Here is a 25,563-nt window from a genome sequence, read left to right as displayed (position 1 = left end):
AATTGATAAAGTAAAGCAGAAATATTAATTTTTGTTTTTTCAATAGAATACATATGGTCATTCATTTTTGTTATCTCAAATAATTCATCTAACAGTCTCTCTAAGCGTTGCGATTTATTAAATGCAATTTTTAAGAAATGCATCTTTTCTTCTTCACCAAGTGTTTTATCCTTTAAGATAATTTCTATATATCCTAAAACAGAGGTGAGCGGTGTTCGTAGATCATGTGCTAAATTCACAATTAAATGATCCTTACTACTTTCTAAGAACTCCCCCTTTTCAATTGCTTCTTTCAGTCTAGCACTAGTCCGATTAATATCGTTTGCTATATCATTAAATTCATCTTTAGACGATAGCTTGACCTGGTAATCAAAATCACCTTGAGCTAATTGCCGAATACCTTTTGAGATTTTATTGAAATACGTTGTATATGGCTTCATTAACATATAGAAAAACAAAAAGGAAAACACAATGAATATGAAAAGAAAGACATATACATCACCAATCGTTCGAATAAATTCACGAATAGCATGCCCAGTGCTACCATAATCAACTGTAGAATAATACTGCTTCGCAAGCATGATAATGAGATATGTTAAAAGACCTGATAATAAACTACTTAAAGCAAACATACCAATTATTTTTGCGCGAAAACTTCTCAACCATTTAACCATCAAATGTGTAGCCAACCCCCCATACCGTTTTTATAAACTTATTCTTTCTTTTATCTTCTTTTAACTTTTTTCGTAATGTTCTTATATGAACCATCACTGTATTCGCACCATCATAATAGGTATCTCCCCAAACGATTTGCATAATCTTGTCAACACTATAAACCTTTCTCGGATGCTTTGCTAATAAATATAGAATCTCAAATTCTTTACGGGTTAATTCAACTTTTTCATTTAATAGATAAACTACATGCTCTTCCTTAGAAACAGTTAGTTCACCAAACTCCATATTGGCTGTTGACATTAATTTGGCTTCATTTAATTTTTTGTATCTTCTTAACTGTGCTTGAACGCGTGCCATAAGCTCCATTGGGGAGAATGGTTTAATCATATAGTCGTCACCACCAATAACAAGCCCCTGCACTTTATCGAATTCAGAGGTCTTGGCACTCAAAAAAATAATAGGCATATTATGTTTCTCTCTTATCTGCCTTGTTACTTCATACCCATCCATTTCTGGCATCATAATATCTAGAATCACTAAATCGATAGATTGCTGATCAATCACTTTCATAACTTCTTTTCCGTTATAAACTTTATGGACTTTATATCCTTCCTTCTCTAAATGAATAGCTAATAAATCAGCTATCTCTTTTTCGTCGTCTGCAACGACAATTGAGGCATCGTTCATGTCAGATTCACCACTTTCCTTCTAGCATTACCCTTAAACCAATTTATCTTTCTTTATATTTTACACGTGCTATCATAAAACACAATTACTATTAATTTGCTTCAGATTGCTCGTTGTTCCACCTTTTTATAATCACTAAATATTTCATGGTAAGTCATATATAAAAGCATCCTTGCATGCCCTTACAAGATAAAAGGGGATTCAAGAGCAAAAGTGCAAGCGCCCGATTAGAAGCGTAGCGACTGGATCGAGTCAACGGAGATAAAGGAATCTCGATGTGGTTCGGAGCCATAATGGCTTCGATTAGGGCGATTCGTGAAGTCGCCTTGTTTCTGGGCGCTGGACGGTGGGTCCACACGTCCAGATTTATCCAGATGGGCAAATTTTATAATTTCCTTAATTTCCCGGACTATAAAAAAACAGCTACCATCCTATAAGGAGAGTAGCTGGTTTTCCTAATATTATCATCTGTCATATAAAATGAAACTTCAATCCGTTTGGGGGTTGTTTATCCCCCAATTTAGTACCACGGATATGACCTAAAGGCCTTTAAACCTATCGGACATTTACTGGCAGACAATCCCACACTTTACCCATATTGGTTTCCTCTATTGTTTGATCTAACAATTGAGTAGCTGTTTAACAAACAATATTTCTATCCACTAGCTGAATACTCTCCAAAAATATAGGGAAGTACCGTTTTTATGCTTGCTTCATTTCAATTTTTGCAATATCGGTTCGATAAAAGAATCCACCATCCTTCTTTACGCTAGCAAATGCGGTATATGCATTTCTCGCTGCTTCTTCTATCGAGGCTGCAGTTGATCCAGCCAACAGCACACGCCCTCCATCCGAGACAAACACGCCGTCTGCTTGTTTTGTCCCTGCATGAGCGATAAAAGCACGTTCTGTATGCAGCGTAGGTAATTCAACCCCTTTTTGGTAAGCACCTGGATATCCTTCAGAGGCTAAAACAACTCCAACGCAAGCTTTGTTATCCCATTGAAGCTCTGGGTTTCTACCTGCTAGGACATCGAGAACTACTTGAACAAGATCATTTTTTAATAATGGTAGTACAACCTGTGTTTCCGGATCACCAAACCGGGTATTAAACTCAATTACTTTAGGTCCATCTTCTGTATTCATTAAACCCGCATAAAGAATTCCCGTAAAGGCTCTACCTTCTTCTATTAAACCGTCCACTGTTTTCTGTAAAATATGCGTATATGAAAAATCAATATCTGCTTGAGTGAGGTCTGGTACTGGTGAAAAAGCCCCCATCCCCCCTGTATTTGGGCCGTGATCCTGATCATATGCCCGCTTATGATCTCTTGCAGGTACCATTGGATATACCTGATTTTCATGGACAAACGCCATTAGGGAAAATTCTTCCCCTTGAAGAAACTCCTCTATCACAATGGTAGATCCCGCCTCATCAAAGGTTTTTTCTACAAGCATCTCTTCTACAGCAGTAAACGCTTGCTCCTTTGTTTCGGCAACAATAACGCCTTTCCCTGCAGCCAAGCCGTCTGCCTTTATAACAATTGGCGCTCCCTTTTCTGCGATATAGGCTTTTGCTTGTTCAACAGATGTAAAGGACTGATAGGCAGCAGTTGGTATGTCGTATGCTTGCATAAATTGTTTTGCAAATTGCTTACTTCCCTCTAATAATGCCGCTTCTTTCGTCGGTGCAAAAATAGCTAAACCAGCTTCATTAAATTTGTTAGCAATTCCCGCATTCAATGGATTTTCTGGTCCAATGATTGTTAAATCAATCGCTTCCTCTTTTGCAAATGCTAGAAGTCCATCTATATCTAACTCATCAATTGGTATACACGTTGCTTGCTCAGCAATCCCACCGTTTCCAGGGGCTGCATAAATCGCGGAAACACGTTCACTTTCAGCCACTTTCATAATGATGCTATGTTCACGTCCACCTCGACCAACTACTAAAATCTTCATGAAATATCCCCTTCCATTTAATGTTTAAAATGGCGCATCCCTGTATATACCATTGCAATACCGTACTCATTACACACATCAATGGAGTCCTGATCACGCTTAGAACCACCAGGTTGAATAATTGCAGTTATTCCAGCTTTTGCTGCAGCCTCCACCGTATCCGGCATTGGAAAGAATGCATCTGAAGCCATCACTGCACCTTGCGCATGTTCAGCAGCCTGTTCGATAGCAATGCTGGCTGCACCAATTCGATTCATTTGACCAGCTCCAACTCCCACTGTTCGTTTTTCCTTCGCTAAAACAATCGCATTCGATTTCACATGCTTAACAGCCTTCCAAGCAAATAATAAGTCTGCCAGCTCCTTCTCTGTCGGTTCACGAGTAGTAGCAATCGTTAGTTCATCCGGATTAATACGACCGTTATCCTTCGTTTGGATAAGCATGCCACCGTTTACAGATGTAAATGTATGACCTACTTCCTCCGCTGGCTCCACATGGAGTTTTAGCAATCGGATATTTTTTTTCACGGTTAATAAAGCAAGTGCTTCCTCTGTATATCCTGGAGCAATTACAATTTCTAAGAAAATTTTGCTTAGCTTTTCTGCTGTAAGTTGATCGATGACTTGGTTACATGCCACGATTCCTCCAAAAATGGAGATTGGGTCTGCGTCGTATGCACGTTGAAAGGCAGTATCAATCGTATGAGCTACTCCTATTCCACAGGGGTTCATATGTTTTACAGCTACTGCCGCTGGTTCCGTATATTCTGCAAGTATTTCTAATGCGGCATTCGCATCTTGAATATTATTATAAGATAATTCCTTGCCATGAAGCTGTTCTGCGGTTGCTAAACTTCCCTTAACAGGAATCGATCGTTTATAAAATGCAGCGGATTGATGTGGATTTTCCCCATAACGAAGCGTCTGAGCCTTTTCATACGTAATCGTATAGGTTTCTGGAAAATCCTCACCTGTTTCTTCTGTAAAATAACGCGCAATAAGTGCATCATAATTTGCTGTGTGTCGGAAAACCTTTGCAGCCAATTGTTGCCTTTGGTCAACCGTCAACGTATCCTGTTTAATGGCCTGTAATACTTGATTATAATCACTTGGATCAACAACTACCGCCACATCCTTATAATTTTTAGCAGCGGATCTTAGCATGGTAGGACCACCGATATCGATATTTTCAATGATCTCTTCCTTGGTTACGCCTTGTTTTTCTAATGTTTGTTTAAATGGATACAGATTAACAATGACGTAATCTATTGGAGAAATCTTGTTTTCTTCCAGCTGGTTTTGATGCTCTTCATTATCTCGTTTTGCCAGTAATCCTCCATGGATAAACGGATGCAATGTTTTAACACGTCCATTTAATATTTCAGGGAAGCCAGTAATCTGCTCTACAGCAATTGTTGGCACGCCTGCCTCTTGTAAAGCTCGAAGTGTCCCACCTGTAGAAACGGTTTCTACTCCAGCTTCATGAAGTCCTTTAGCAAATTCAATAATGCCTTCTTTATTCGATACACTGATTAATGCACGTTTTTTCATAATTACCCCTCATTCTGTAAAAGTTGATTAATGACCTGTGGATATAATTGATGTTCCACCTGATGAATACGTTCTTCTAACTCCTCTAATGTAGCGGTAGCATCGATATATACTTCCTGCTGTTGAATCATTGGTCCTGTATCAATGCCTTCATCAACAAAATGAATCGTTACCCCTGTTTTTGTTACGCCAGCTTCAAATGCTTGCTTGATAGCATCCTTACCTGGAAAAGCCGGCAATAACGATGGATGTATATTAACGATTTTGTCACGATAAGCAGTGAGCAGCTCAGAACCAACAATTCGCATATAGCCAGCTAGAAATACCCAACTAACAGAAGCCGCCTTTAGCCTATCCGTAATTTCTTGCTCATATGCCTGCTTCGAAGAATAGGATTTTGGGTCAAAAATGAATGTCGCAACTCCATTCGCCTTTGCCTTCTGTATGACTGGAGCATCATGCTTATCGCAAACGAGAAGTACAATGTCACAGGCTAAGCTTTTTGTCTCCATCAATGCTTGAAAATTACTACCTGTACCTGATGCAAATACAGCTACTTTAATACGGCTCATGAACAAAAATGCACTCCTTCTTCCGGAATAACTTTTCCAATCACTGTTGGTAGTTCTCCTTGTATTTCCAATAAACGGAGCACATCACGGACATTCTCTGCTGCAACAACAATAGCCATACCTATTCCCATATTAAATATCCCGTACATGTCTTCTTCGTTGATCTTCCCTTGCGCTTGTAAAAATGGGAAGATTTCTGGCGGCTCCCAAGCGTTACGGTCTATCTCTGCACCTAAACCAGTCGGTAGCATACGTGGGAGGTTTTCATAGAAACCACCGCCCGTTATATGAGAAATACCCTTTATCCTTCCAGAATCTAGCACGTTTTTCATTGATGTAGCATAAATCCTCGTTGGTGTCAGTAATGCTTCTCCTAGGGAGCAACTCAACCCGTAGGTGTTATGAAAATCAAGATCGGCTACAAGCTTACGGACTAATGAGTAGCCATTCGAATGAATGCCGCTAGAGGGAAGACCTATGATGACATCATCTGCTTGAATTGCTTCTCCAGTTACGAGCTTGGACTTTTCAGCAATACCAACAGCAAATCCCGCCAAGTCATACTCACCATCTTGATACATCCCAGGCATTTCAGCAGTCTCACCGCCAATTAAGGAAGCATTCGCCTGAACACAGCCTTCGGCAATCCCCGATACTATTTGTTCCATCTGAACTGGTTCGTTTTTGCCACAAGCAATATAGTCAAGAAAAAATAACGGCTTTGCACCCTGAGCAATAATATCATTTACACACATAGCGACAAGATCTATTCCTACAGAATCATGCTTATTTAATTCAAATGCTAGCTTTAGCTTTGTTCCAACACCATCTGTACCTGATACTAAAACTGGCTCCTCGTAAGCAAAAGAAGTAAGGTCAAACAAACCCCCAAACGAACCAATACCACCAAGTACCTCGGGGCGAGTCGTACGTTGAATATGTTTTTTCATTCTTTCTACGGCTTCATAGCCCTTTTCTACATCTACCCCTGCATCTTTATATACTTCTGACATGAACGCCACTTCCTCTATAGTTTAAGTTAACAACTGGTATAGGCAATTTCTTTTTCCCCTTCTTCTTTAACTGGGTATTTTCCTGTCATACATGCGGTACAAATTCCTTGATGGATCGTTTTATCCTTAAGAACTGCCTTTTCTAATCCCGCTTCTGATAAATAAGCAACACTATCTGCGCCGATTATATTGCTAATTTCAGGAACAGAATGATTGGCTGCAATTAGCTCAGCTCTCGTCGACATATCAATACCGTAATAGCAAGGGTTTTGAATCGACGGGGAAGCGATTCGTACATGAACTTCTTTAGCACCAGCTTGTTTCAACATTTGCACAATTCGTTTACTAGTGGTCCCCCTAACTATCGAATCATCAATCATAATTACCCGCTTTCCTTCAATAATGCTGCGAACCGGAGAAAGCTTCATTTTTACCCCTTGCTCTCTCAGTTCCTGTGATGGTTGAATAAATGTTCTACCAACATAGCGATTCTTAATAATCCCCATTTCATAGGGCAGCCCGCTCTCCTCTGCATAACCAATTGCGGCAGAAATACTAGAGTCCGGCACACCTACGACAATATCTGCTTCTACCGGCGACTCTTTAGCCAGTTCCATTCCCATGTTTTTACGAGAAGCATGGACATTGACATGATTAACATCACTATCTGGTCTGGAAAGATAAACATACTCCATTGCACACATCTTACGTTGCTGACGCATAGCAAATCTTATAGATGATAACCCATCATTGCTAATGGTTATTAATTCGCCAGGTAACACTTCCCGCTCAAATGTAGCCCCTATTTGCCCAAATGCACAGGTTTCAGAAGCAACAACATAGGCATCACCTAATCTTCCGATAGATAACGGGCGAATACCTGTCGGATCTAAAGCTACAAACATTTTGTCTTCCTTTAAAATAATATAGGCATATGCACCAACTACTTGATTAAGTGCTTTCGAGATTGTTTCCTCGGTTATTTTATTGCCGCTTCGTTTAATTAAATGAGCAAGAACCTCGGAATCCGAAGAGGTTTGCAAAATACTTCCCTCTGCCTCCAGCTCTCCTCGTAACTTATAGGCATTCATGATATTCCCATTATGTGCTAACGCCATACTTTCTGTTTGTGAACGAAATAATAGGGGCTGCACATTTTCAAGGACTTTTCCACCTTGCGTGGAATAACGAACATGTCCTACTGCTACGCTTCCAGATAAAGCGGAAAAATCAGCATGTTTAAATACATCGTTTACGAGCCCCATCTCTTTATGAGCCTTAAGGTTCTTGCCATCACTTACTACTACGCCAGCACCTTCCTGACCACGATGCTGCATCGAATGCAAACCATAATAGGTAAGCTCTGCTGCTTTTTCATGACCCCAAATTCCGAATACACCACATTCCTCATTTATGCCTTTGATTTCAGCAAGCATGGAATAGCTCCCTTCCATAAATCTCGTAATTGATGAATTTCCTCTTCTATAACGTTCTTTTCATTCACAGAAATAGATAATGTTTGCTTATCTGTTACCGTACCGATGGCTCGTGCATCCTCAACCAAGTCTAGAAATCTTGCTTTATTTTCTTCCTTGACCGTCACGATAAAGCGTGACTGTGTTTCACTAAATAATGCAACGGTGGCATCCCCTGTCAACTCAATATCAGCACCTAAAAAGGTATTATTAAATAGACTTTCAGCTAAACCGACAGCTAAACCACCTTCTGTCAAATCGTGTGCGGATACAATGACCCCTTCTTGAATTGCTGTTAATAATTGCTCCTGTCTTCTTGCCTCCACCTGTAAGTCAATGGCTGGAGCTTTTCCTTCATATGTTCCTTTAACAAGCTGTTGAAGTTCACTACCTCCGAAGGCAATATCCGTTTCGCCAATCATATAAATCGTGTCCCCAGGTGACTGGAAATGACTTGGCGTAATATCCTCTAAAGATTCGTGTAAGCCGACCATACCGACAACCGGCGTTGGAAAAACAGCCTTTCCTTTGGACTGATTATATAGCGATACATTTCCACTAATTACTGGGGTATTCAAGATACGACAAGCCTCGCTCATACCTTCCACACTCTTCTCCATTTGCCAGAATACTTCCGGGTTTGTTGGGTTGCCAAAATTCAACCCATCTGTAAGACCTAAGGGTTTGGCACCAGAACAAACAATATTTCGAGCAGCTTCTGCTACTGCAATCTTCCCACCCACTTCTGGGTCTAAATAAATATAACGGGAATTACAGTCTGTCGTCATCGCCAATGCTTTTTTTGTTCCTTTGATCCGAATAACAGCAGCATCTGATCCTGGAGTGACAACCGTATTTGTTTGAACCATGGAATCATACTGGTCATATACCCATTCTTTTGATGCAATTGTTGGCTGCTGTAATAGTTTTCTCAGCACTTCTGCATGGTTTTCTATCGATGGTATCGCATTTTCCATTTGTTGAAATGCTTGATAGTAGCTAGCTTCTTTTGCTGGTAAATGGTAGACCGGGGCTTCCTCTGCAAGCGCATCCACTGGAATGTCTGCCATCACTTCTCCGTGCTGCTTAATACGAAATATTTTTTCCTCTATTACCTTTCCAACAGCCACTGCCTGCAATCCGTATTTTTGGAATACTTCGATAATTTCCTGTTCACGTCCCTGTTTAACCACTAGTAGCATACGCTCCTGTGATTCAGATAGCATTAACTCATATGCTGACATATGCTGTTCTCGCTGCGGAACTAAATCCAAGTTCATTTCTAATCCTGTTCCAGCCTTACTTGCCATTTCACTCGCAGAAGAAGTTAAACCAGCTGCGCCCATGTCCTGCATTCCAATAAGTGCATCTGAATGAATGACTTCTAAGCAAGCTTCTATTAATAATTTTTCCATAAATGGATCCCCAACTTGTACCGCAGTACGATCCTTTGCTGCATCTTCTCCTAAATCGTCTGAAGCAAAAGTGGCACCGTGAATACCATCTCGACCTGTTGGAGCGCCGGCGTACAATACTGTATTACCAATCCCTTTTGCTATTCCCTTTTGGATATCATCATGATTAATTAATCCTACACACATTGCATTAACGAGCGGATTGTCCTCATAGCTTGTATCAAATTGAACTTCTCCACCAACCGTTGGAACACCGACACAATTCCCATACCCAGCGATGCCATTCACTACTTCGGAGAATAAATACTTTACGCGTTCCGAAGTCAGATTCCCAAAACGTAATGAATTTAATAAAGCAATTGGACGTGCTCCCATGGAAAAAACATCACGAATAATTCCACCGACACCTGTCGCAGCTCCTTGATATGGTTCAACTGCAGAAGGGTGGTTATGGCTTTCGATCTTAAACACGACTGCCTGATTATCACCAATATCGATGATTCCAGCCCCCTCACCTGGTCCTTGTAATACATGCGGTGATTTTGTCGGGAACTTTTTTAGTAATGGCTTCGATGTTTTATAGCTACAGTGCTCTGACCACATTACTGAAAATATGCCCGTTTCTGTAAAATTTGGGCGTCGACCTAAAATGGTTTTAACCAATTGGAACTCTTCATCACTTAATCCCATTTCTTTATACAGTTTGTCGCTTTCAATCACTTCTGGACTAATTTCATGCGTTTGCAACATAGGATTCCCTCCAATTCAGCACCATTGATTTGAATAAACGTAAGCCGTCATCACTACCCAATAATGCTTCTACAGCTCGTTCCGGATGTGGCATCATTCCTAATACATTACCTTCTTTGTTACTAATCCCAGCAATATCGGCGACGGAACCATTTGGATTATCTTGATAGGTAAATACAATTTGACCATTCGCCTTCATTGCTTGTAATGTAGCGTCATCACAAAAGTAATTTCCTTCTCCATGCGCAATCGGAAAGCGCACTACTTCCCCTGACGTATATTCTGTAGTGAATAGCGTCCGATTGTTAACAACCTGTAACTCCTCCTGATGGCACATAAAGGAAAGTTTTTTGTTACGAAGTAATGCTCCTGGTAATAACCCAGCTTCTGTTAATATTTGAAATCCATTACAGACTCCTAATACAGGTTTTCCTTTTGCAGCATGCTCTTTGATTTGCTTCATTACATTGGAAGTAGAAGCTACAGCTCCTGAGCGTAAATAATCGCCATACGAAAAACCACCAGGAAGTAGAATAGCATCATAGTTTGTTAGATCACTATTTTCATACCAAACGAGATCTGCCTCTTCTTGAAGTACATCTTTAACGGCATGATACATATCATGATCACAGTTAGAACCCGGAAACATAATTACAGCGAAATTCACGACTGAACAGCCCCCTCCACTTCAAATCGGTAGTCTTCAATAACTGGATTAGCTAGCAACTTTTCGCACATTTCTGTAACGCGTGCCTCGATATCTGCTTCATCTTGAACCTGTAATTCAATTACTTTACCAACACGAGCTTCTTCTATTTCTTGATATCCTAGTGCATGTAATGATTCCTGTATAGCCTTTCCTTGAGGATCTAATACCCCTGACTTTAATGTAATATGGACCTTTACGTTTTTCATTGTTTATCCTCCAGTCGTCGTAAAATCTCTTCATAGACCTCAATTAAATCGCCTGTTCCTTGGCGAAAAACATCCTTATCAAGCTTTTCCTGCGTTGTAATATCCCATAGGCGACATGTATCTGGAGAAATCTCATCAGCTAGGACGATACAGCCACTCGCTAATCTTCCAAACTCAACTTTAAAATCCACTAATGTAATATGAATATCACGAAATATCTTTCTTAGTTCCTCATTAATTTTCAATACCTTCTCTTTTATTTCTTGCAGCTCTGTCCGTGTTACATCTGATAAAATAAAGGCATGCTCATCATTGATTAATGGATCATTTAATTCGTCGTTCTTATAAAACAATTCAACAAGAGGTCGAGCAAATGTCGTTTTTTCCTCTATCCCTAGTCGTTTCGTAATGCTGCCTGCAGCAACATTACGAACAACTACTTCTAATGGGATAATTTCTGTTTGATGAACCAACTGTTCTGTCTCCGTTAACCGTTCAATAAAGTGCGTCTCCACACCCTTATCATGAAGTAAAGAAAATATTCGTGAGGAAATTTCATTATTTAGTCTTCCCTTACCAGAAAAACTCGATTTTTTTTCACCATTAAACGCTGTAGCATCATTCTTGTAGGCTAAAACTAACTTGCCAGTTCTATCTTTTGCTTGATAAACCTTCTTCGCCTTACCTTCATATAACAATGCTTCCTTCATATAAATTCCACCTCACGCTAAGCCGATTCGGTCAAAGATAACATCGACATTTTTTAAATGGTACGTATAGTCAAAGCAATCATCAATTTCTGCTTGTGATAATGCGTCCGTAATTTGTTCATCTGCCTCTACTAACTGTTTAAAGTGAGTCGCTGTTTCCCAAGCCTGCATCGCCTTCGGCTGTACTATATCATAAGCAGTTTCGCGCGCCATTCCTTTGTCAATTAGAGCTAGGAGAACCCGTTGAGAGAAAATAACGCCATAGGTTTTATCGATGTTTCGTTTCATATTTTCAGGGAACACCGTTAGATTCTTAACGATGTTTGCAAAACGATTAAGCATATAGTTTAACGCAATTGTTGCATCTGGTAGAATGACACGTTCTGCTGAAGAATGAGAAATATCTCGCTCATGCCATAATGATACATTTTCATAGGCTGTCATCATGTAGCCACGTACGACTCTTGCCATTCCTGTCATATTCTCTGACCCGATTGGATTACGTTTATGCGGCATAGCCGATGATCCCTTTTGCCCTTTCGCGAAGAATTCTTCTACTTCTCGTGTTTCTGTTTTTTGCAATCCACGAATTTCGGTTGCGAATTTCTCTACCGATGTCGCGATAAGCGCAAGTGCAGATAAATAAGCTGCATGACGGTCACGTTGCAATGTTTGAGTAGAAACGGGTGCTGGCGTAATTCCTAACTTCTCACAAACATATCGCTCCACAAATGGATCAATATTTGCATATGTTCCTACTGCTCCTGATAGCTTTCCAAATTCAATATTGTGAGCGGCTGCTTCGAAACGTTCTAAATTACGTTTCATTTCTTCGTACCAAAGCGCAAGCTTCAAACCAAATGTTGTTGGTTCTGCATGTACGCCATGGGTTCTTCCCATCATCACCGTATGCTTATGTTCCATAGCCTTATTTTTCAAGATCTCAATAAACCGATGCAAGTCCTTCCGAATAATTTCATTGGCCTGTTTTACGATATACGAAAGTGCTGTATCAACAACATCCGTTGATGTCAGTCCATAATGCACCCATTTTCTTTCCTCACCCAGCGTTTCCGATACAGCACGTGTAAAAGCGACAACATCGTGTCTTGTATCCTTTTCAATTTCATAAATTCGATGGATATCAAAGGATGCATTGTCCCGTAGCTTTTTCACATCTTCTTTAGGAATAACACCTAGCTCACTCCATGCCTCACATGCTAGGATTTCAACTTCAAGCCATGCTTTAAATTTATTTTCCTCTGTCCAAATCGATCCCATTTCTTCCCTTGTATAACGCTCAATCATTGTTTGGCCTCCTCAAATGTCTGAATATGTTTGTTTACTTTATCCATTGTAGCCCCAATAAATGTAATATGTCCCATTTTTCGTTTCGTTTTAGCTTCCGCTTTTCCATATAAATGAACAAAACCAGAGGTATTTTTTGCCATCGCTTGTAAAACAGATTCCAAGTCTTCACCTAATACATTGATCATGACCGCTGGCTCTAGTAAATTTACTTCCATTAAAGGAAGGCCACATATGGCACGAATATGCTGTGTAAATTGTGAAACATTACAAGCCTCAATCGTATAATGCCCAGAATTATGAGGACGAGGAGCCATTTCATTTAGATAGATACGATCTCCTTTCACAAACAGTTCCACCGCAAAGGTACCTACTATCTTCATATGTTCAGCAAGCTTCTCTACTGCCCGAAAAGCTTCTTTTTCCAGTAGTTCATTAATGCTCGCTGGAACCATTGTTTTGAATAATACATGGTCTTTATGTTCATTCTCAGCAACTGGGAAAAATGTAATTTCGCCAGATTGTGCACGTGTAAAGATAACCGATACTTCTTTATCAAAGGTAATCCATTCTTCTACGATGCAATGGGAATGATCCTGGGCAAATTGAACGGCTGTAGCTATGTCTGAACGAGCATCTATTTTAAGTTGGCCTTTTCCGTCATAACCACCACGACACGTCTTGATTACAGCGGGTAATGGAAAATCTCTTAGTATTTCTTCACATTCAGCTCCACTGTTTACAATAGCAAATTCGGGAACAGGTAAATCAGCTGCCTTTATTAGCTTTTTCTCTTTCTCCCGATTTTGAGTAATTTCGAGAGCAAACGCACCCTGTGGCAGCTTTCCTTCTTTCTCTATGTAAGCTGCAGCTTGTAAATCAACATTTTCAAATTCATATGTGACCACATCGCTAAGAGCTGTCAATTGTTGGATAGCATTCATATCCTCATATGGTGCAATAATTTGATGGTCTGCGACCTGTGCAGCCGGACAGTCTACGGTAGGATCTAATACATTCACACGATAACCCATATACTTTGCTGCAATTGCCATCATACGTCCTAGCTGACCTCCACCAATAATCCCAATTGTTTGTCCGGGTAACACAATGCTGTTATTTTTTCGCAAGGTCTTCCCTCATTTCTCCAACGTTATCCTTCATTTGGTCACGGTACGTTTCTAACTTCGCTGCAACGTATGCATCGAATGTACCTAAGATTTGTGCTGCAAGAATCCCGGCATTTTTTGCTCCTGCCTTCCCAATCGCTACAGTTGCAGTAGGCACTCCGCCTGGCATTTGTACGATCGAAAGAAGTGAATCCAATCCGTTCAACGCTTTACTTTGAACAGGAACACCAATTACAGGAAGTGTCGTCTGAGCTGCCACCATTCCAGGTAAATGGGCTGCTCCTCCTGCGCCGGCAATAATAACTTTTAGTCCACGTTCTCTGGCTGATTTTGCATATGCAAACATTTCATCAGGTGTACGATGTGCAGAAATAATATCTTTGCTATACGGAATTTGTAGTTCATCTAGAATAGCACAAGCATGCTTCATTGTTTCCCAATCCGATATACTGCCCATGATTACGCCAACCATTACTGTGAAATCCCCCTCGTTTATCAAATTATCTCCTAGTTTAAGTTTACCCTTTGCTAATTAATAAGAAAAATTGAGCAAAATTCGCTCAGTCCTTATCACTACATGCTCAGATTTACGCTTCCTCTAGTAGCTATTATGGAATAATAGCAACTGCTTGACCACCACTCCGGCTGCCCACTTCCCTTTCCGTGGGGTTTGTCCTTCAGCTAACTTTGCAACGTGTTCTTCTTTGCAAAGTTAGTTGAGGCCGTGCCCGCGGAAAGCGAAGCAATTAGTCGGAGCATTGCCAATATACATCAAACATTTCAAAATAACTACTTGGCTTAACGCAGTCATTACACTGATTTTATACTTTCTTAACTTAGAACAAAAGCGCAAGCGCCCAATTAGAAACAAAGCGACTGAAGCGAGTCAACGGTGATAAAGGAACAGGTGAGCTCGCGAGCCGATGACAGCTTATCCGTAGGACGATTCGTAAAGTCGCCTCGTTTCTGGAAGTTGGAGCTGGACGCGACTCAACACACCAAGATTTACCCACAGGCTCAACTTTTATAACTTCCTTGACTACGAAAAAAGTCTATTCATCTTCATCTCAAGCCAATGAGAGAAGAAGAATAGACCTGTAATTTCAACCATTCAAACAGATCATTGCTTACACAACGATTCAACTTCCCTCATAGTCCAGTCATTTACGGTGCTGGGTAGAAACTTCTGAGCCTTATTCTCAGGTATATATGAGGAACCGATATTGATTTGTCGGTTTAAGAATAACAAGGAAAAACGGAAATGTCAACAAAATAACGAACGATTATTAAATAATTTAAATTAATGTTCGGTTTTTAGTATATTCCCTAAAACAATACGATTCATTTATACTCAAACATGGACATGTGAGCTTAGTTATTGAGGTTTTACTTCTGTCATCAACTATTCTATGCGACTTATTAATAGACGATCCAACCCAAAAGGAAAAATGCTATGTGTGCGCCACGATACATCATACGTTATTCTTAAGATCTACTCTTTCCTCATTGATTCTGTTGGTTTGGATGTTTCCGTAGCTTGCTTCGTAGTACCATTGCTACTCTCTGCTTTTTTCTTCGGATTCATAAGTCTACCTTTACGCACCTGTTTCACCCAGAATCCACCATAGATTTGCTTTGGTTCATATGCAATGATAAAAGCTTTCGGATCTATTTGTTTAATGGTTTCATACAATCTTAATTCATATTTTCTTGGTGTTAAGATTTGCATTGATAATCTGTCTCCATCCATACCATAAGCATACCAGCTTGTTACCCCATAGCCTTTATCTCTTAATTGCTTCGTAAATTGAATATCTGGATCGGAGGATATCACATTGACTGTAATATATCCAAGTGCTAGTTTTTCTTCAATTCTTGACCCGCAGACTACACCAATCCCAAAACCAATGGCATAGGCTAACAGATTTTGAATTTCGTTTAAATTATCTAAAACAAGACCCAAGCCAAATACATAAATAACCACTTCAAACATGCTTACAAATGCAGCAATATACCTTCTGCCTTTTAACGTTAGAATCATTCGTATTGTGGAAAGCGATACATACACAATATTGATAACTAATATAATTCCAACCATTACGAGTGCATTGCTAATCAAATAAAACCCTCCTAAACCTATATCCTAAGCATACCTTATTTTCTTATCATATGACATTCTATATCATTCATGTTTGTTTCACTCATTTATATTATTCCGCATAGGCTAATGTAAGAACATGGGCGCTGCGTCTGCATAGTAATTTGGGACGTAGCTAGACATTTCATTACACATACTTTTTAAACATGAAGCGAGGTGAAGTAATGGATCCTTTTCAACAAATGACGGATTGGAAAAAGAACATGGATCACTTTTTTGGCGAAAACTTTTGGAATGAATTTGAAGGTATTATAAAACCTACTATTCCACAAATTAACCTTTATCAAACGGATCATGAATTATTTTGTGTTGCTAACATCCCAGGGCTAGTTGACTTAGATAAGCTTGATGTTTATGTTGATTATTCCACATTGGAGCTTCGAGGAACAATTGATATTGATAATTCCTTTAGTATTAAAATAAAAGAGGAAATACTGCAGGGCGTTTTCGAAAGAAGAATCTCTCTTCCTTTTCCAGTTCGTTCAGATAAAATAAAAGCAACGTATAAAAACGGTCTCGTATTCATCCAACTACATCGGCTTATTTCCGAGACAAGTAGGAAAAACAGAGTAAATGTCCATGTGCTGGAAGATAATTAGATCACATAATGAAAGATTACCTCTACTAATTTAGCATGAAAATGCCACACTTTTATCATTAAAGTCACCGATAAAAGTGTGGCATTTCAACATGAATTACTGATTCGGACCAAATACTCGTTTATCAACGGAAGAAGGTATCCCCCTTAATCGCTTATATAATGTTTTCTTCCAATTTTCCGCAAGTAAATCACATTGAGCAAGATCATCCGCAGCTCGTAGATCTTCTTTATATACATGCATAATTTCATTACAAGCTGCAATAGACCATTGTGGATATGGTCGTTCTATCAATTCCATATCACTACCAGCCTGGATAAAGCCCTCTTGCAATACTCGAAAGTACCAGCCTGTTCGCCCACTATGTTGAATTCGCAAGGCAAAATCTTTAACTTGAAAGCGACGCGCCGGCTTCCAGCAAGGTTGACGTGGCTGTGATACTTGCAGAATAACATCTCCTACTTTATATGTATCGCCAATAAATACGGAAAATTCATCCATTTCCAATACCGAAAAATTCTCTCCCATCGCACCTGCTTCGATTGTATTTATTTGTAAATCCTCTTGCCAAAATTGGTAATGTTTAATTGGATAAGCAAAAACAGCTTTTTCAGGTCCTCCATGATTTTTCTTATCAGCGACTTCATCTCCTGCTAATCCCGTCTTTCCTAACCAAACCTTCTGATCGATGGGTTCCTTAAACATACCGCTCTGCCAAGATCGTTCCGCCCAATTACTAGCATCAGCGGTACCAAGCCCCCTTACTTTTCCAGTAAAAAGTTTATGAATATATGGTTCTTCCATTCTATCACCCACTTGTTAAATATGGTATAGTAATTTTATTCTACTTAAAATACGTCCACTTGGGAATAGAAATGATGAAAGAGGGATATAGATGTCAAACAAACAACAGGCGACTTTTGCAGGAGGATGCTTCTGGTGTATGGTAAAGCCATTCGATCAATGGAAAGGTGTTGACCAAGTAATTTCCGGTTATACAGGTGGTCATCTTCCTAATCCTACATACGAAGATGTAAAGGCAGGAGATTCCGGTCATTATGAAGCAGTACAAATAACGTTTGACCCATCTATTATTAGCTATCAAACCATTTTAGATGTATACTGGCAGCAAATTGACCCCACTGATGATGGAGGACAATTTCATGATCGTGGAGATTCCTATCGTACAGCTATCTTTTATCATAATGAAGAACAAAAGAAGGCTGCGGAGGCGTCGAAACAAAAGCTATCTAAAAGTGGGAAATTTAATAAACCGATTGTAACCAAATTACTTCCTGCATCTAGCTTTTACGCAGCGGAAGATTACCACCAAGATTATTACCGAAAAAATGAGACTGCATATAAGGAAGACCGTTTAAAATCAGGAAGAGATGAATTTATAGAGCATGTTTGGAGAAAGTAATTGTTTTATTCCCCAACAAATTCGTCCACGTTGTAAATGATTCATTATGCTTTATTCAAGTCAGGAGAGAGATCGTTGTCTAATTCACATTCGTTAACACCATTAAAAATGTTATTGTTTGCCTTTCATGCGACAAATACAATTATTTTGAGTTACTTACCTTTATATCTAAAATACAAGGGATTAAACGGTACTGAAATTGGTTATGTATTGGCTGTTGGACCACTAGCATCTATCTTTGCTCAGCCATTTTGGGGATATATGAGTGATAAACACAAAACCGTTAAACGAATTATCCAGATTTGCATTATTGGCCTGCTCGTTACCAGTATTCTATTCTTTCAAATGGATACGTTACTAGCCATTCTATTAATGGGTGCAATCTTTTATTTTTTCGTTACACCAATTGGTGCGCTCGGCGATAGCTTAGCCCAGCGCAGAGCAGATGAACTCGGAGTGTCCTTTGGTACGATCCGCTGGTGGGGCTCAGTTGGTTTTGCTACTTCTTCTCTTATTATTGGAGAAATTCTCACTAGAGTTGGAATTCAATACATGATTATTCCTTATTTATTTTTTGGAATGGTTGCATTAATCGTTACGTTTAAACTAACTGATGTAAAGGTTGAATCTGATCCAATCCAACTGAAGGATGTTAGCGAAATAGTCAAAAGTAAGCCTTTTGTTATCTTCCTTCTATTTATTATGTTTTTGAGCATTACACACCGTGCCAATGATAGCTTCATTGGGTTATATATAGAACAGCTAGGCGGTAGTGAAGGATTAGTTGGTGTAGCATGGTTTGTTGGAGTAGTGACAGAAGCCATTGTCTTCGCAACTGCTGGCTTCTGGTTCCGAAAGTATCATCCACTTGTATTTGTTATCATTGCAGGAATCTTATATAGCATTCGTTGGTTTATTTACGGTGCTGCTGACAGTCCGATCCAGATTATCAGCCTACAATTTTTGCATGGATTAACGTTCGGTACCTTTTACTTAGCATCCTTTAATTATATCTCTAGGCTCATACCAAAATTATTACAATCTACAGGTCACCTTGTCTTTTTTGCAACTTTCTTTGGGTTATCAGGAATTATCGGTTCACTACTTGGGGGTGCCATCATCGATTCTTCAGGCGGTGGAACATTATATTTCGGAATGGGCTGTCTAGCATTAATAGGTACTATTCTCATTACGCTTTATCATATCATGCCATTTGGAAAAGAAGCCTATGTTCATCAACAAGATCGTTAGCATTACACAATGCTACGTTTACATGAACTGTGCTGAAAATCAAAAAAGAAGCTTTGGAGAAATGATACGCTCCCCTTTAGACAGTATAAAAAATATAATCTGTCTTAAGAGGAGCTTTTCTATGCAAAAAAACACATAGTTTTACGTTCATACAGAAAGTACTAACAGCTTATGAGAATCGGATCGCCCATTTTTCCAACAGGAATCATTCGCCATCTTTCATCACAAAGACTGAGACTGGGACAAAACACAACTTCTTTACTCAAAATACGAATAATCATGTTATCAATAGGAGTAATATCGCCGCACCGTGAAACTATACGCACTTTCCGCGGGCACACCTCAGCTAACTTGGTAAAGAAAAACACGTTACCAAGTGGATCTTCGGACACGTGCTGTTCCCGCCGGAATCTCGCTTATTTCAGGTGCTAAACGAATGATTTCGACCAAAAAACGAACGATAATTAATTACAACTAATTAGCATTCGTTTTTTATCATTTCTTCATTCTTTTGTCTCAGGCTCAGCCTACCCGTGAGTAGTGAGTAATGCTTGTAAACACAAGAGTTTCTCTACAAGCTAAGGAGCTGTCCCAAACGAACAGCTCCTTAGCTACATCTGGAATACACCCGCGCTCCTCGTGGAAAAATCCGTCTGTACAAATACGTACAGAAACACCGAATTCACGCTATTACACTTCCCACAGCATTCACTTGTATTCCAATTTTTTATTTGAATAATCCTATCCTTATTATAAATTAGCTTAAGAAAATAAAATACAGAATAAAAATAATAAATAGGAAGTACATAACTGGATGTATTTCTTTGGCACGCCCTTTAAGAAGCATCGTAATCGGATAGAAAATAAAGCCAATAGCTATACCAGTTGCGATACTATACGTTAGCGGCATTGCAATCACAATGAGGAATGCCGGTACTGCAATTTCAAATTGATCCCATTCAATATCCTTTAACGCAGAAGACATGAGCACACCAACGATGATTAATGCTGGTGCTGTAACCTCTGATGTAACGACACTTAGTAAAGGCGAGAAAAACAATGCCAATAGGAAAAATAATGCCGTCACAACAGCTGTGAAACCAGAGCGACCCCCAGCTCCTACTCCTGCTGTTGACTCAACATAAGATGTAGTCGTTGAAGTACCAACTGTGGCTCCTACAACCGTCGCTGCTGAATCTGCAAATAACGCCTTACCAGCACGTGGCAATTTATTATCCTTCATTAATCCAGCTTGATTTGCTACAGCAACTAAAGTTCCAGCAGTATCAAAAAAGTCAACAAATAGAAACGTTAAAATCACAACTAGCATCTGTAGTGTAAAAATATCCCCGAAATGTGCAAAGGCTTGACCAAACGTTGGGGCAAGGCTTGGCACATGACCAACGATACCATCAATTCCCGTCGGAGGTGCAATCAGTCCAACAACCATCCCAGCAATAGCTGTAATAATCATTCCATAGAAGATCCCACCTCTTATACCAATAGCCATTAGGATTACAGATACGACAATCCCAAATACAGCCAGTAAGACGGTTGGAGAAGTTAAATCACCTAATGCTAGTAAGGTTGCCTCATTACCAACTATAATACCTGAGTTTTGAAAACCGATAAAAGCAATGAAAAAACCTATACCAGCTCCAACAGCTAATTTTAAGTTCGCCGGGATGGCATTAATAATTTTTTCGCGGAGTCCTGTTAACGTAAGTACAATAAAAATAAGTCCAGATGCCAGCACTCCCGCAAGTGCAGTTTCCCATGGAACCCCATAACCAAGAACAACTGTATACGCAAAGAATGCATTTAAGCCCATTCCAGGCGCTAATGCTATTGGATATTTAGCTATAATTCCCATAAACAACGATCCTACTGCTGCTGCAATTGCAGTAGCAGCAAACACAGCATCCTGATCCATACGTGTTACGCCATCAGGTAATTCTTCAATCCCAACAAGAGCTAACGTAGAGGGATTTACAAAGAGGATATATGCCATGGCCAAGAAAGTCGTTAGTCCTGCCATAAATTCTGTACGATAATTCGTACGTAACTCCTCAAAACGAAAAAACTTCTTCACAATTCTTCCCCCTTCATATACTGACACATTATTCGGGGAAGACCACTCCTGCAATCACCATACACGTTTCATGAAAAGGTGAAGACAACAAAAGAGCGCTCTATCGTCATATGACCAAATGAGCGCTCTTTTACTATGCAAAATGAGATGAATGTTTTTCGTAAAATAACAAAAATAATCATAGAATAAGTTCTTCATTCATAAACATTTTGCGTAGTCAGACCATTTACGGCGGTCTGGTAGAAACTCTGGGCCATATCCCCGAAATTATACGCATTTATCATTAAAACCTAGGATAATCATACGATCAATTTCAATAAATGTCAACAAAATGCGAACGTTAATAAATTCCAGACATCTTTCGTTCGATTATTCAAATTCAAGCATGCAGATGATGTTAAAACACTATCATGTCAATTTTCTCATCTACTATTACTATTAGATTGATAGAACTTATTTTTTATTGCTTGGTTACCATTAAATAAGATCGATTTAATATATCTTCTGCATGCTTCACCCGCTCTGCTGTCGGTGGTTCGACACCTTCAAGCGGATAAGCAAGACCAAGGTTTTCCCATTTGTATACACCTAACTTATGGTAAGGCAATACTTCAATTTTTTCCACATTATTTAAAGTGGCAATAAAATCAGACAACCGCTGCAAATATTCATCATTATCACTACCACCAGGTACCAAAACATGACGAATCCAGACAGGAATATTCTTTTGATCTAAATATCTGGCCATATCAATAATGTGTTCATTTGACATGCCAGTCAATTCTTTATGCTCGACTGGATCAATATGCTTTAAATCTAATAAAATTAAGTCTGTTACCTCTAATAATTTATTTAAAGTCTCTATAAAGCGTGGAGAGCGACTAAAGCAGCCAGCGGAACTATCAATAGTAGTGTGTATTCCTAGCTTTTTTAGCTCCGTAAATAATTCAACTAAAAAGTCAGCTTGAATTAACGGCTCTCCACCACTTACAGTTACTCCGCCATTAGTAGCTTGGAAGAATGGGAGATAATCTTTAATGTCTTTTACTAATTCTTCTACTGACATTTCTTTTCCATCTCCCATTTTCCACGTGTCAGGGTTATGACAAAATTTACAACGTAATAAGCACCCTTGTGTAAATATTACATATCGTAGACCAGGTCCATCAACGGTACCACACGTTTCTATTGAATGAATTCGTCCGTTCATCTTACTCGCCCTCCTTGCTAGATTTTAAAGGGGCTGGGACAAAAAGTTCGCATGAAGGGGGGAACGAACAATTAGAAATGATGCTCGATGCAACGACACTGCTCCAGAAATATACACCACTTTCCGTGGGCGGCAAATCACACGGAGTGGTTCACCAAACGGAGATGTCTACGTATATTCTGGATGATCGTCTTTTAAGGAACCATTTCAGCTATGTCCCAACCTCTTTACCACAGCCCCATCATCCATAATCCTACAATAATGGAAGCCTCACTTTATTTTACATACTTTCATGGAACGTACGATGAATTACATCCATTTGTTGTTCTCTTGTTAATTTAATGAAGTTAACTGCGTATCCAGATACACGGATAGTTAACTGTGGATATTCTTCTGGATGTTCCATTGCTGCCAGTAATGTTTCTCGATCAAACACGTTAACATTTAAGTGGTGACCATGCTTTACAGCATAACCATCTAACATACCAACTAAGTTTGCTTTTCTAGTTTCTTCATCTTTACCTAATGCTTTTGGCACGATCGAGAATGTATTAGAAATTCCATCCATGGAATATTCATATGGCATTTTAGCGACTGAGCTTAAAGAAGCAAGAGACCCGTTTTTATCGCGACCGTGAAGTGGGTTAGCACCTGGCGCAAATGGTTCACCTGCTTTACGTCCATCTGGTGTATTTCCAGTTTTCTTACCATATACAACATTAGAAGTAATCGTAAGAATAGACTGCGTATGAACAGAATTTCGATAGGTATGATGTTTTTTGATTTTGTTCATAAATGTTTTCACTACATCTACCGCAATTTCGTCTACGCGATCATCATTGTTACCATATTTAGGGAAGTCTCCTTCGATTTCGTAATCAACGACAATACCATCTTGATCGCGAATCGCTCTCACTTGTGCATATTTAATCGCACTTAATGAATCAGCAACAACTGAAAGTCCGGCAATACCACATGCCATCGTACGTAATACCTCGCGATCATGTAGTGCCATCTCAATTCGTTCATAGCTATATCTATCGTGCATATAGTGAATGATATTTAACGCATTTACATATAGCCCTGATAACCAATCTAAGATGGTATCATATTTTTCTCTTACTTCCTCATAGTCAAGATAATCTGAAGTGATTGGTGCATAGTTTGGAGCTACTTGTATTTTTAATTTTTCATCCACTCCGCCGTTAATGGCATAAAGCAGTGCTTTTGCAAGATTTGCACGTGCACCAAAAAACTGCATTTGCTTACCGATACGCATAGCAGATACACAGCATGCTATACCATAATCATCACCATAATGTTCGCGCATTAAATCATCATTTTCATACTGAATGGAACTCGTTTTGATAGACATATTAGCACAGTATTTTTTGTAGTTATCAGGTAATTTAGTAGACCATAGTACAGTTAAATTTGGTTCTGGTGCTGGTCCTAAATTATCTAATGTGTGTAAGAATCGATAAGAGTTCTTTGTAACTAGCGGGCGACCGTCTTCCGCGATACCTGCTAATGACTCTGTGACCCAAGTTGGATCTCCACTGAACAATTCATTATATTCAGGTGTTCTTGCAAATTTCACCAGGCGTAGCTTCATAACAAAATGATCTACCAATTCTTGAGCTTCTTCTTCTGTTATAACACCATTTTTAATATCTCTCTCTATATAAATATCTAGGAATGTAGATACACGACCAAGACTCATAGCAGCACCATTCTGTTCTTTAATAGCAGCAAGATAACCAAAATATAACCATTGGAAAGCTTCTTGTGCAGTTATTGCCGGTTTTGCAATATCAAAACCGTATGCTTTACCAAGTTGTTTTAATTCCTGTAAGGCGCGAATTTGCTCTGAAGTTTCTTCACGATCACGGATAACATCATCTGTCATGGTTCCATTACCAATTAAATCAAGTTCTTTTTTCTTCTCCGCAATTAAGTGATCCACACCATATAATGCAACACGACGATAGTCACCGATGATACGTCCACGTCCATATGCATCAGGCAAACCAGTTACAATTCCAGCTTTTCTTGCTGTTCTAATTTCTGGTGTATATGCATCGAATACACCTTGATTATGCGTTTTTCGGTAATCGGTAAATGTTTTTACTACTTCATCATCAATTTTATATCCATACGATTCTGCAGCAGCTACTGCCATACGAATACCACCAAAGGGTTGTAAAGAACGTTTGAAGGGTTCATCTGTTTGGACACCAACTATTTTTTCTTGGTCTCTGTCCAGATACCCTGCGCCATGTGAAATAATGGTAGATACGATCTTCGTATCTAAATCATATACTCCCCCGTTTTCGCGTTCTTTTTTGGTTAATTCCATTACTTTGTCCCATAATGCTTTTGTAGCATCAGTAGGAGCTGCTAAAAATGCTTCATTTCCTTCATACAACGTAAAATTCTTCAAAATAAAATCTCTGACATCAATTTCCTTTTGCCATCTACCTTCACGGAAGCCATCCCAAGGAACTCTTTGTGTAACTTCTTCTGCTACTTTCATTTCCTATACCTCCTCATTGATTCTATTTGTGAAATATTTCACAAATATATCTTAATTTAAGTTTATACCTTTTCGTACATAAAAAAAAGTGAAAAACATCACATTTTTGACCTGTTATAATCAAAGTTCTAA

The 25,563-nt window shown here is 39.2% G+C and carries 22 protein-coding genes and 2 riboswitches; of the genes, 3 read left to right on the top strand and 19 right to left on the bottom strand.

Features of this window, described 5'->3' with window-relative positions; translation table 11 throughout:
- The 15 genes from JUJ52_RS10135 to JUJ52_RS10065 form a co-directional block, all read right to left on the bottom strand.
- Positions 1 to 674 (bottom strand): sensor histidine kinase (locus tag JUJ52_RS10135; protein WP_228088905.1); only part of this gene is annotated, 674 nt, incomplete at its 3' end.
- A complete protein-coding gene (locus JUJ52_RS10130) occupies positions 667 to 1,362 on the bottom strand; it encodes a response regulator transcription factor (RefSeq protein ID WP_205389613.1) in 696 nt (231 codons plus the stop codon). The genes JUJ52_RS10135 and JUJ52_RS10130, both read right to left, overlap by 8 nt.
- A gap of 702 nt (positions 1,363 to 2,064) precedes the next feature.
- The gene (purD, locus tag JUJ52_RS10125; protein ID WP_205389612.1) at positions 2,065 to 3,324 is read right to left on the bottom strand and encodes a phosphoribosylamine--glycine ligase; all 1,260 of its coding nucleotides are present in this window, start codon (positions 3,322 to 3,324) and stop codon (positions 2,065 to 2,067) included.
- A 17-nt stretch (positions 3,325 to 3,341) separates the two neighbouring features.
- On the bottom strand, positions 3,342 to 4,874 hold the full coding sequence (purH, locus tag JUJ52_RS10120) for a bifunctional phosphoribosylaminoimidazolecarboxamide formyltransferase/IMP cyclohydrolase (protein WP_121604629.1): 1,533 nt from the start codon (positions 4,872 to 4,874) through the stop codon (positions 3,342 to 3,344).
- Positions 4,875 to 4,876: 2 nt separating this feature from the next.
- Positions 4,877 to 5,446 (bottom strand): phosphoribosylglycinamide formyltransferase, encoded by a 570-nt coding sequence (gene purN, locus JUJ52_RS10115; protein WP_121604628.1) that lies wholly within the window; start codon positions 5,444 to 5,446, stop codon positions 4,877 to 4,879.
- A complete protein-coding gene (gene purM, locus JUJ52_RS10110; protein WP_205389611.1) occupies positions 5,443 to 6,459 on the bottom strand; it encodes a phosphoribosylformylglycinamidine cyclo-ligase in 1,017 nt (338 codons plus the stop codon). Before purM ends, purN begins: the two co-directional genes overlap by 4 nt.
- Positions 6,460 to 6,485: 26 nt before the next feature.
- The gene (gene purF / locus JUJ52_RS10105; RefSeq protein WP_121604626.1) at positions 6,486 to 7,895 is read right to left on the bottom strand and encodes an amidophosphoribosyltransferase; all 1,410 of its coding nucleotides are present in this window, start codon (positions 7,893 to 7,895) and stop codon (positions 6,486 to 6,488) included.
- Complete coding sequence (gene purL, locus JUJ52_RS10100; RefSeq protein WP_205389610.1) at positions 7,871 to 10,099, bottom strand: phosphoribosylformylglycinamidine synthase subunit PurL; 2,229 nt, start codon at positions 10,097 to 10,099, stop codon at positions 7,871 to 7,873. Before purL ends, purF begins: the two co-directional genes overlap by 25 nt.
- The gene (gene purQ / locus JUJ52_RS10095; protein ID WP_026682850.1) at positions 10,083 to 10,766 is read right to left on the bottom strand and encodes a phosphoribosylformylglycinamidine synthase subunit PurQ; all 684 of its coding nucleotides are present in this window, start codon (positions 10,764 to 10,766) and stop codon (positions 10,083 to 10,085) included. The genes purL and purQ overlap by 17 nt, the downstream gene beginning before the upstream one ends.
- Positions 10,763 to 11,014 carry a phosphoribosylformylglycinamidine synthase subunit PurS gene (gene purS, locus JUJ52_RS10090; protein ID WP_026682851.1) on the bottom strand — a complete coding sequence of 84 codons (252 nt, stop codon included), beginning with the start codon at positions 11,012 to 11,014 and terminating at the stop codon, positions 10,763 to 10,765. Before purS ends, purQ begins: the two co-directional genes overlap by 4 nt.
- A complete protein-coding gene (gene purC, locus JUJ52_RS10085) occupies positions 11,011 to 11,724 on the bottom strand; it encodes a phosphoribosylaminoimidazolesuccinocarboxamide synthase (RefSeq protein ID WP_026682852.1) in 714 nt (237 codons plus the stop codon). The genes purS and purC overlap by 4 nt, the downstream gene beginning before the upstream one ends.
- A gap of 12 nt (positions 11,725 to 11,736) precedes the next feature.
- The gene (gene purB, locus JUJ52_RS10080; RefSeq protein ID WP_121604624.1) at positions 11,737 to 13,032 is read right to left on the bottom strand and encodes an adenylosuccinate lyase; all 1,296 of its coding nucleotides are present in this window, start codon (positions 13,030 to 13,032) and stop codon (positions 11,737 to 11,739) included.
- Complete coding sequence (gene purK / locus JUJ52_RS10075; RefSeq protein ID WP_166530073.1) at positions 13,029 to 14,162, bottom strand: 5-(carboxyamino)imidazole ribonucleotide synthase; 1,134 nt, start codon at positions 14,160 to 14,162, stop codon at positions 13,029 to 13,031. The genes purB and purK overlap by 4 nt, the downstream gene beginning before the upstream one ends.
- Positions 14,149 to 14,634, bottom strand: a complete 486-nt coding sequence (gene purE, locus JUJ52_RS10070) for a 5-(carboxyamino)imidazole ribonucleotide mutase (protein WP_034679712.1) — start codon at positions 14,632 to 14,634, stop codon at positions 14,149 to 14,151. The genes purK and purE overlap by 14 nt, the downstream gene beginning before the upstream one ends.
- 660 nt (positions 14,635 to 15,294) lie before the next feature.
- A riboswitch (purine riboswitch) is annotated at positions 15,295 to 15,395 on the bottom strand.
- Between the two features lie 259 nt (positions 15,396 to 15,654).
- A complete protein-coding gene (locus tag JUJ52_RS10065) occupies positions 15,655 to 16,281 on the bottom strand; it encodes a DUF2179 domain-containing protein (protein WP_026682856.1) in 627 nt (208 codons plus the stop codon).
- Between the two features lie 203 nt (positions 16,282 to 16,484).
- Here JUJ52_RS10065 and JUJ52_RS10060 point away from each other — a divergent pair, with 203 nt between their 5' ends.
- Positions 16,485 to 16,919 (top strand): Hsp20/alpha crystallin family protein, encoded by a 435-nt coding sequence (locus JUJ52_RS10060; RefSeq protein WP_205389747.1) that lies wholly within the window; start codon positions 16,485 to 16,487, stop codon positions 16,917 to 16,919.
- Between the two features lie 96 nt (positions 16,920 to 17,015).
- Here JUJ52_RS10060 and JUJ52_RS10055 read toward each other — a convergent pair whose 3' ends face one another.
- Positions 17,016 to 17,723 carry an MOSC domain-containing protein gene (locus JUJ52_RS10055; protein ID WP_026682858.1) on the bottom strand — a complete coding sequence of 236 codons (708 nt, stop codon included), beginning with the start codon at positions 17,721 to 17,723 and terminating at the stop codon, positions 17,016 to 17,018.
- Positions 17,724 to 17,814: 91 nt separating this feature from the next.
- On the opposite strand from JUJ52_RS10055, the gene msrA reads away from it, so the two are divergent.
- Complete coding sequence (gene msrA / locus JUJ52_RS10050) at positions 17,815 to 18,342, top strand: peptide-methionine (S)-S-oxide reductase MsrA (protein ID WP_026682859.1); 528 nt, start codon at positions 17,815 to 17,817, stop codon at positions 18,340 to 18,342.
- A 75-nt stretch (positions 18,343 to 18,417) separates the two neighbouring features.
- Positions 18,418 to 19,593, top strand: coding sequence for an MFS transporter (locus JUJ52_RS10045; protein WP_026682860.1), 1,176 nt, complete (start codon positions 18,418 to 18,420; stop codon positions 19,591 to 19,593).
- Between the two features lie 757 nt (positions 19,594 to 20,350).
- Here JUJ52_RS10045 and JUJ52_RS10040 read toward each other — a convergent pair.
- The 3 genes from JUJ52_RS10040 to pflB form a co-directional block, all read right to left on the bottom strand.
- Positions 20,351 to 21,685, bottom strand: coding sequence for an NCS2 family permease (locus JUJ52_RS10040; RefSeq protein ID WP_026682861.1), 1,335 nt, complete (start codon positions 21,683 to 21,685; stop codon positions 20,351 to 20,353).
- A 194-nt stretch (positions 21,686 to 21,879) separates the two neighbouring features.
- A riboswitch (purine riboswitch) is annotated at positions 21,880 to 21,980 on the bottom strand.
- 165 nt (positions 21,981 to 22,145) lie between these two features.
- Positions 22,146 to 22,895: a pyruvate formate-lyase-activating protein gene (gene pflA, locus JUJ52_RS10035; protein ID WP_166530076.1), complete on the bottom strand. Its 750-nt coding sequence runs from the start codon at positions 22,893 to 22,895 to the stop codon at positions 22,146 to 22,148.
- 280 nt (positions 22,896 to 23,175) lie between these two features.
- The gene (gene pflB / locus JUJ52_RS10030; protein WP_121604617.1) at positions 23,176 to 25,431 is read right to left on the bottom strand and encodes a formate C-acetyltransferase; all 2,256 of its coding nucleotides are present in this window, start codon (positions 25,429 to 25,431) and stop codon (positions 23,176 to 23,178) included.
- Positions 25,432 to 25,563 lie beyond the last annotated feature (132 nt).

Origin of the sequence: Virgibacillus sp. AGTR, from assembly GCF_016919725.2 — a bacterium.
In the GTDB taxonomy this organism is placed as follows: Bacteria; Bacillota; Bacilli; order Bacillales; family Amphibacillaceae; genus Virgibacillus; species Virgibacillus salarius.
The sequence above is the reverse complement of the archived record's forward strand: the minus strand, read 5'-3'. Positions and strand labels throughout refer to the sequence as shown.

Bases quoted from the DNA above. Each gene is read 5' to 3' on its own strand.
- JUJ52_RS10130 (WP_205389613.1), bottom strand. From the start codon at position 1,362: ATGAACGATGCCTCAATTGTCGTTGCAGACGACGAAAAAGAGATAGCT.
- purD (WP_205389612.1), bottom strand. From the start codon at position 3,324: ATGAAGATTTTAGTAGTTGGTCGAGGTGGACGTGAACATAGCATCATT.
- purH (WP_121604629.1), bottom strand. From the start codon at position 4,874: ATGAAAAAACGTGCATTAATCAGTGTATCGAATAAAGAAGGCATTATT.
- purN (WP_121604628.1), bottom strand. From the start codon at position 5,446: ATGAGCCGTATTAAAGTAGCTGTATTTGCATCAGGTACAGGTAGTAAT.
- purM (WP_205389611.1), bottom strand. From the start codon at position 6,459: ATGTCAGAAGTATATAAAGATGCAGGGGTAGATGTAGAAAAGGGCTAT.
- purF (WP_121604626.1), bottom strand. From the start codon at position 7,895: ATGCTTGCTGAAATCAAAGGCATAAATGAGGAATGTGGTGTATTCGGA.
- purL (WP_205389610.1), bottom strand. From the start codon at position 10,099: ATGTTGCAAACGCATGAAATTAGTCCAGAAGTGATTGAAAGCGACAAA.
- purS (WP_026682851.1), bottom strand. From the start codon at position 11,014: ATGAAAAACGTAAAGGTCCATATTACATTAAAGTCAGGGGTATTAGAT.
- purC (WP_026682852.1), bottom strand. From the start codon at position 11,724: ATGAAGGAAGCATTGTTATATGAAGGTAAGGCGAAGAAGGTTTATCAA.
- purB (WP_121604624.1), bottom strand. From the start codon at position 13,032: ATGATTGAGCGTTATACAAGGGAAGAAATGGGATCGATTTGGACAGAG.
- purE (WP_034679712.1), bottom strand. From the start codon at position 14,634: ATGGTTGGCGTAATCATGGGCAGTATATCGGATTGGGAAACAATGAAG.
- JUJ52_RS10060 (WP_205389747.1), top strand. From the start codon at position 16,485: ATGGATCCTTTTCAACAAATGACGGATTGGAAAAAGAACATGGATCAC.
- JUJ52_RS10055 (WP_026682858.1), bottom strand. From the start codon at position 17,723: ATGGAAGAACCATATATTCATAAACTTTTTACTGGAAAAGTAAGGGGG.
- msrA (WP_026682859.1), top strand. From the start codon at position 17,815: ATGTCAAACAAACAACAGGCGACTTTTGCAGGAGGATGCTTCTGGTGT.
- pflA (WP_166530076.1), bottom strand. From the start codon at position 22,895: ATGAACGGACGAATTCATTCAATAGAAACGTGTGGTACCGTTGATGGA.
- pflB (WP_121604617.1), bottom strand. From the start codon at position 25,431: ATGAAAGTAGCAGAAGAAGTTACACAAAGAGTTCCTTGGGATGGCTTC.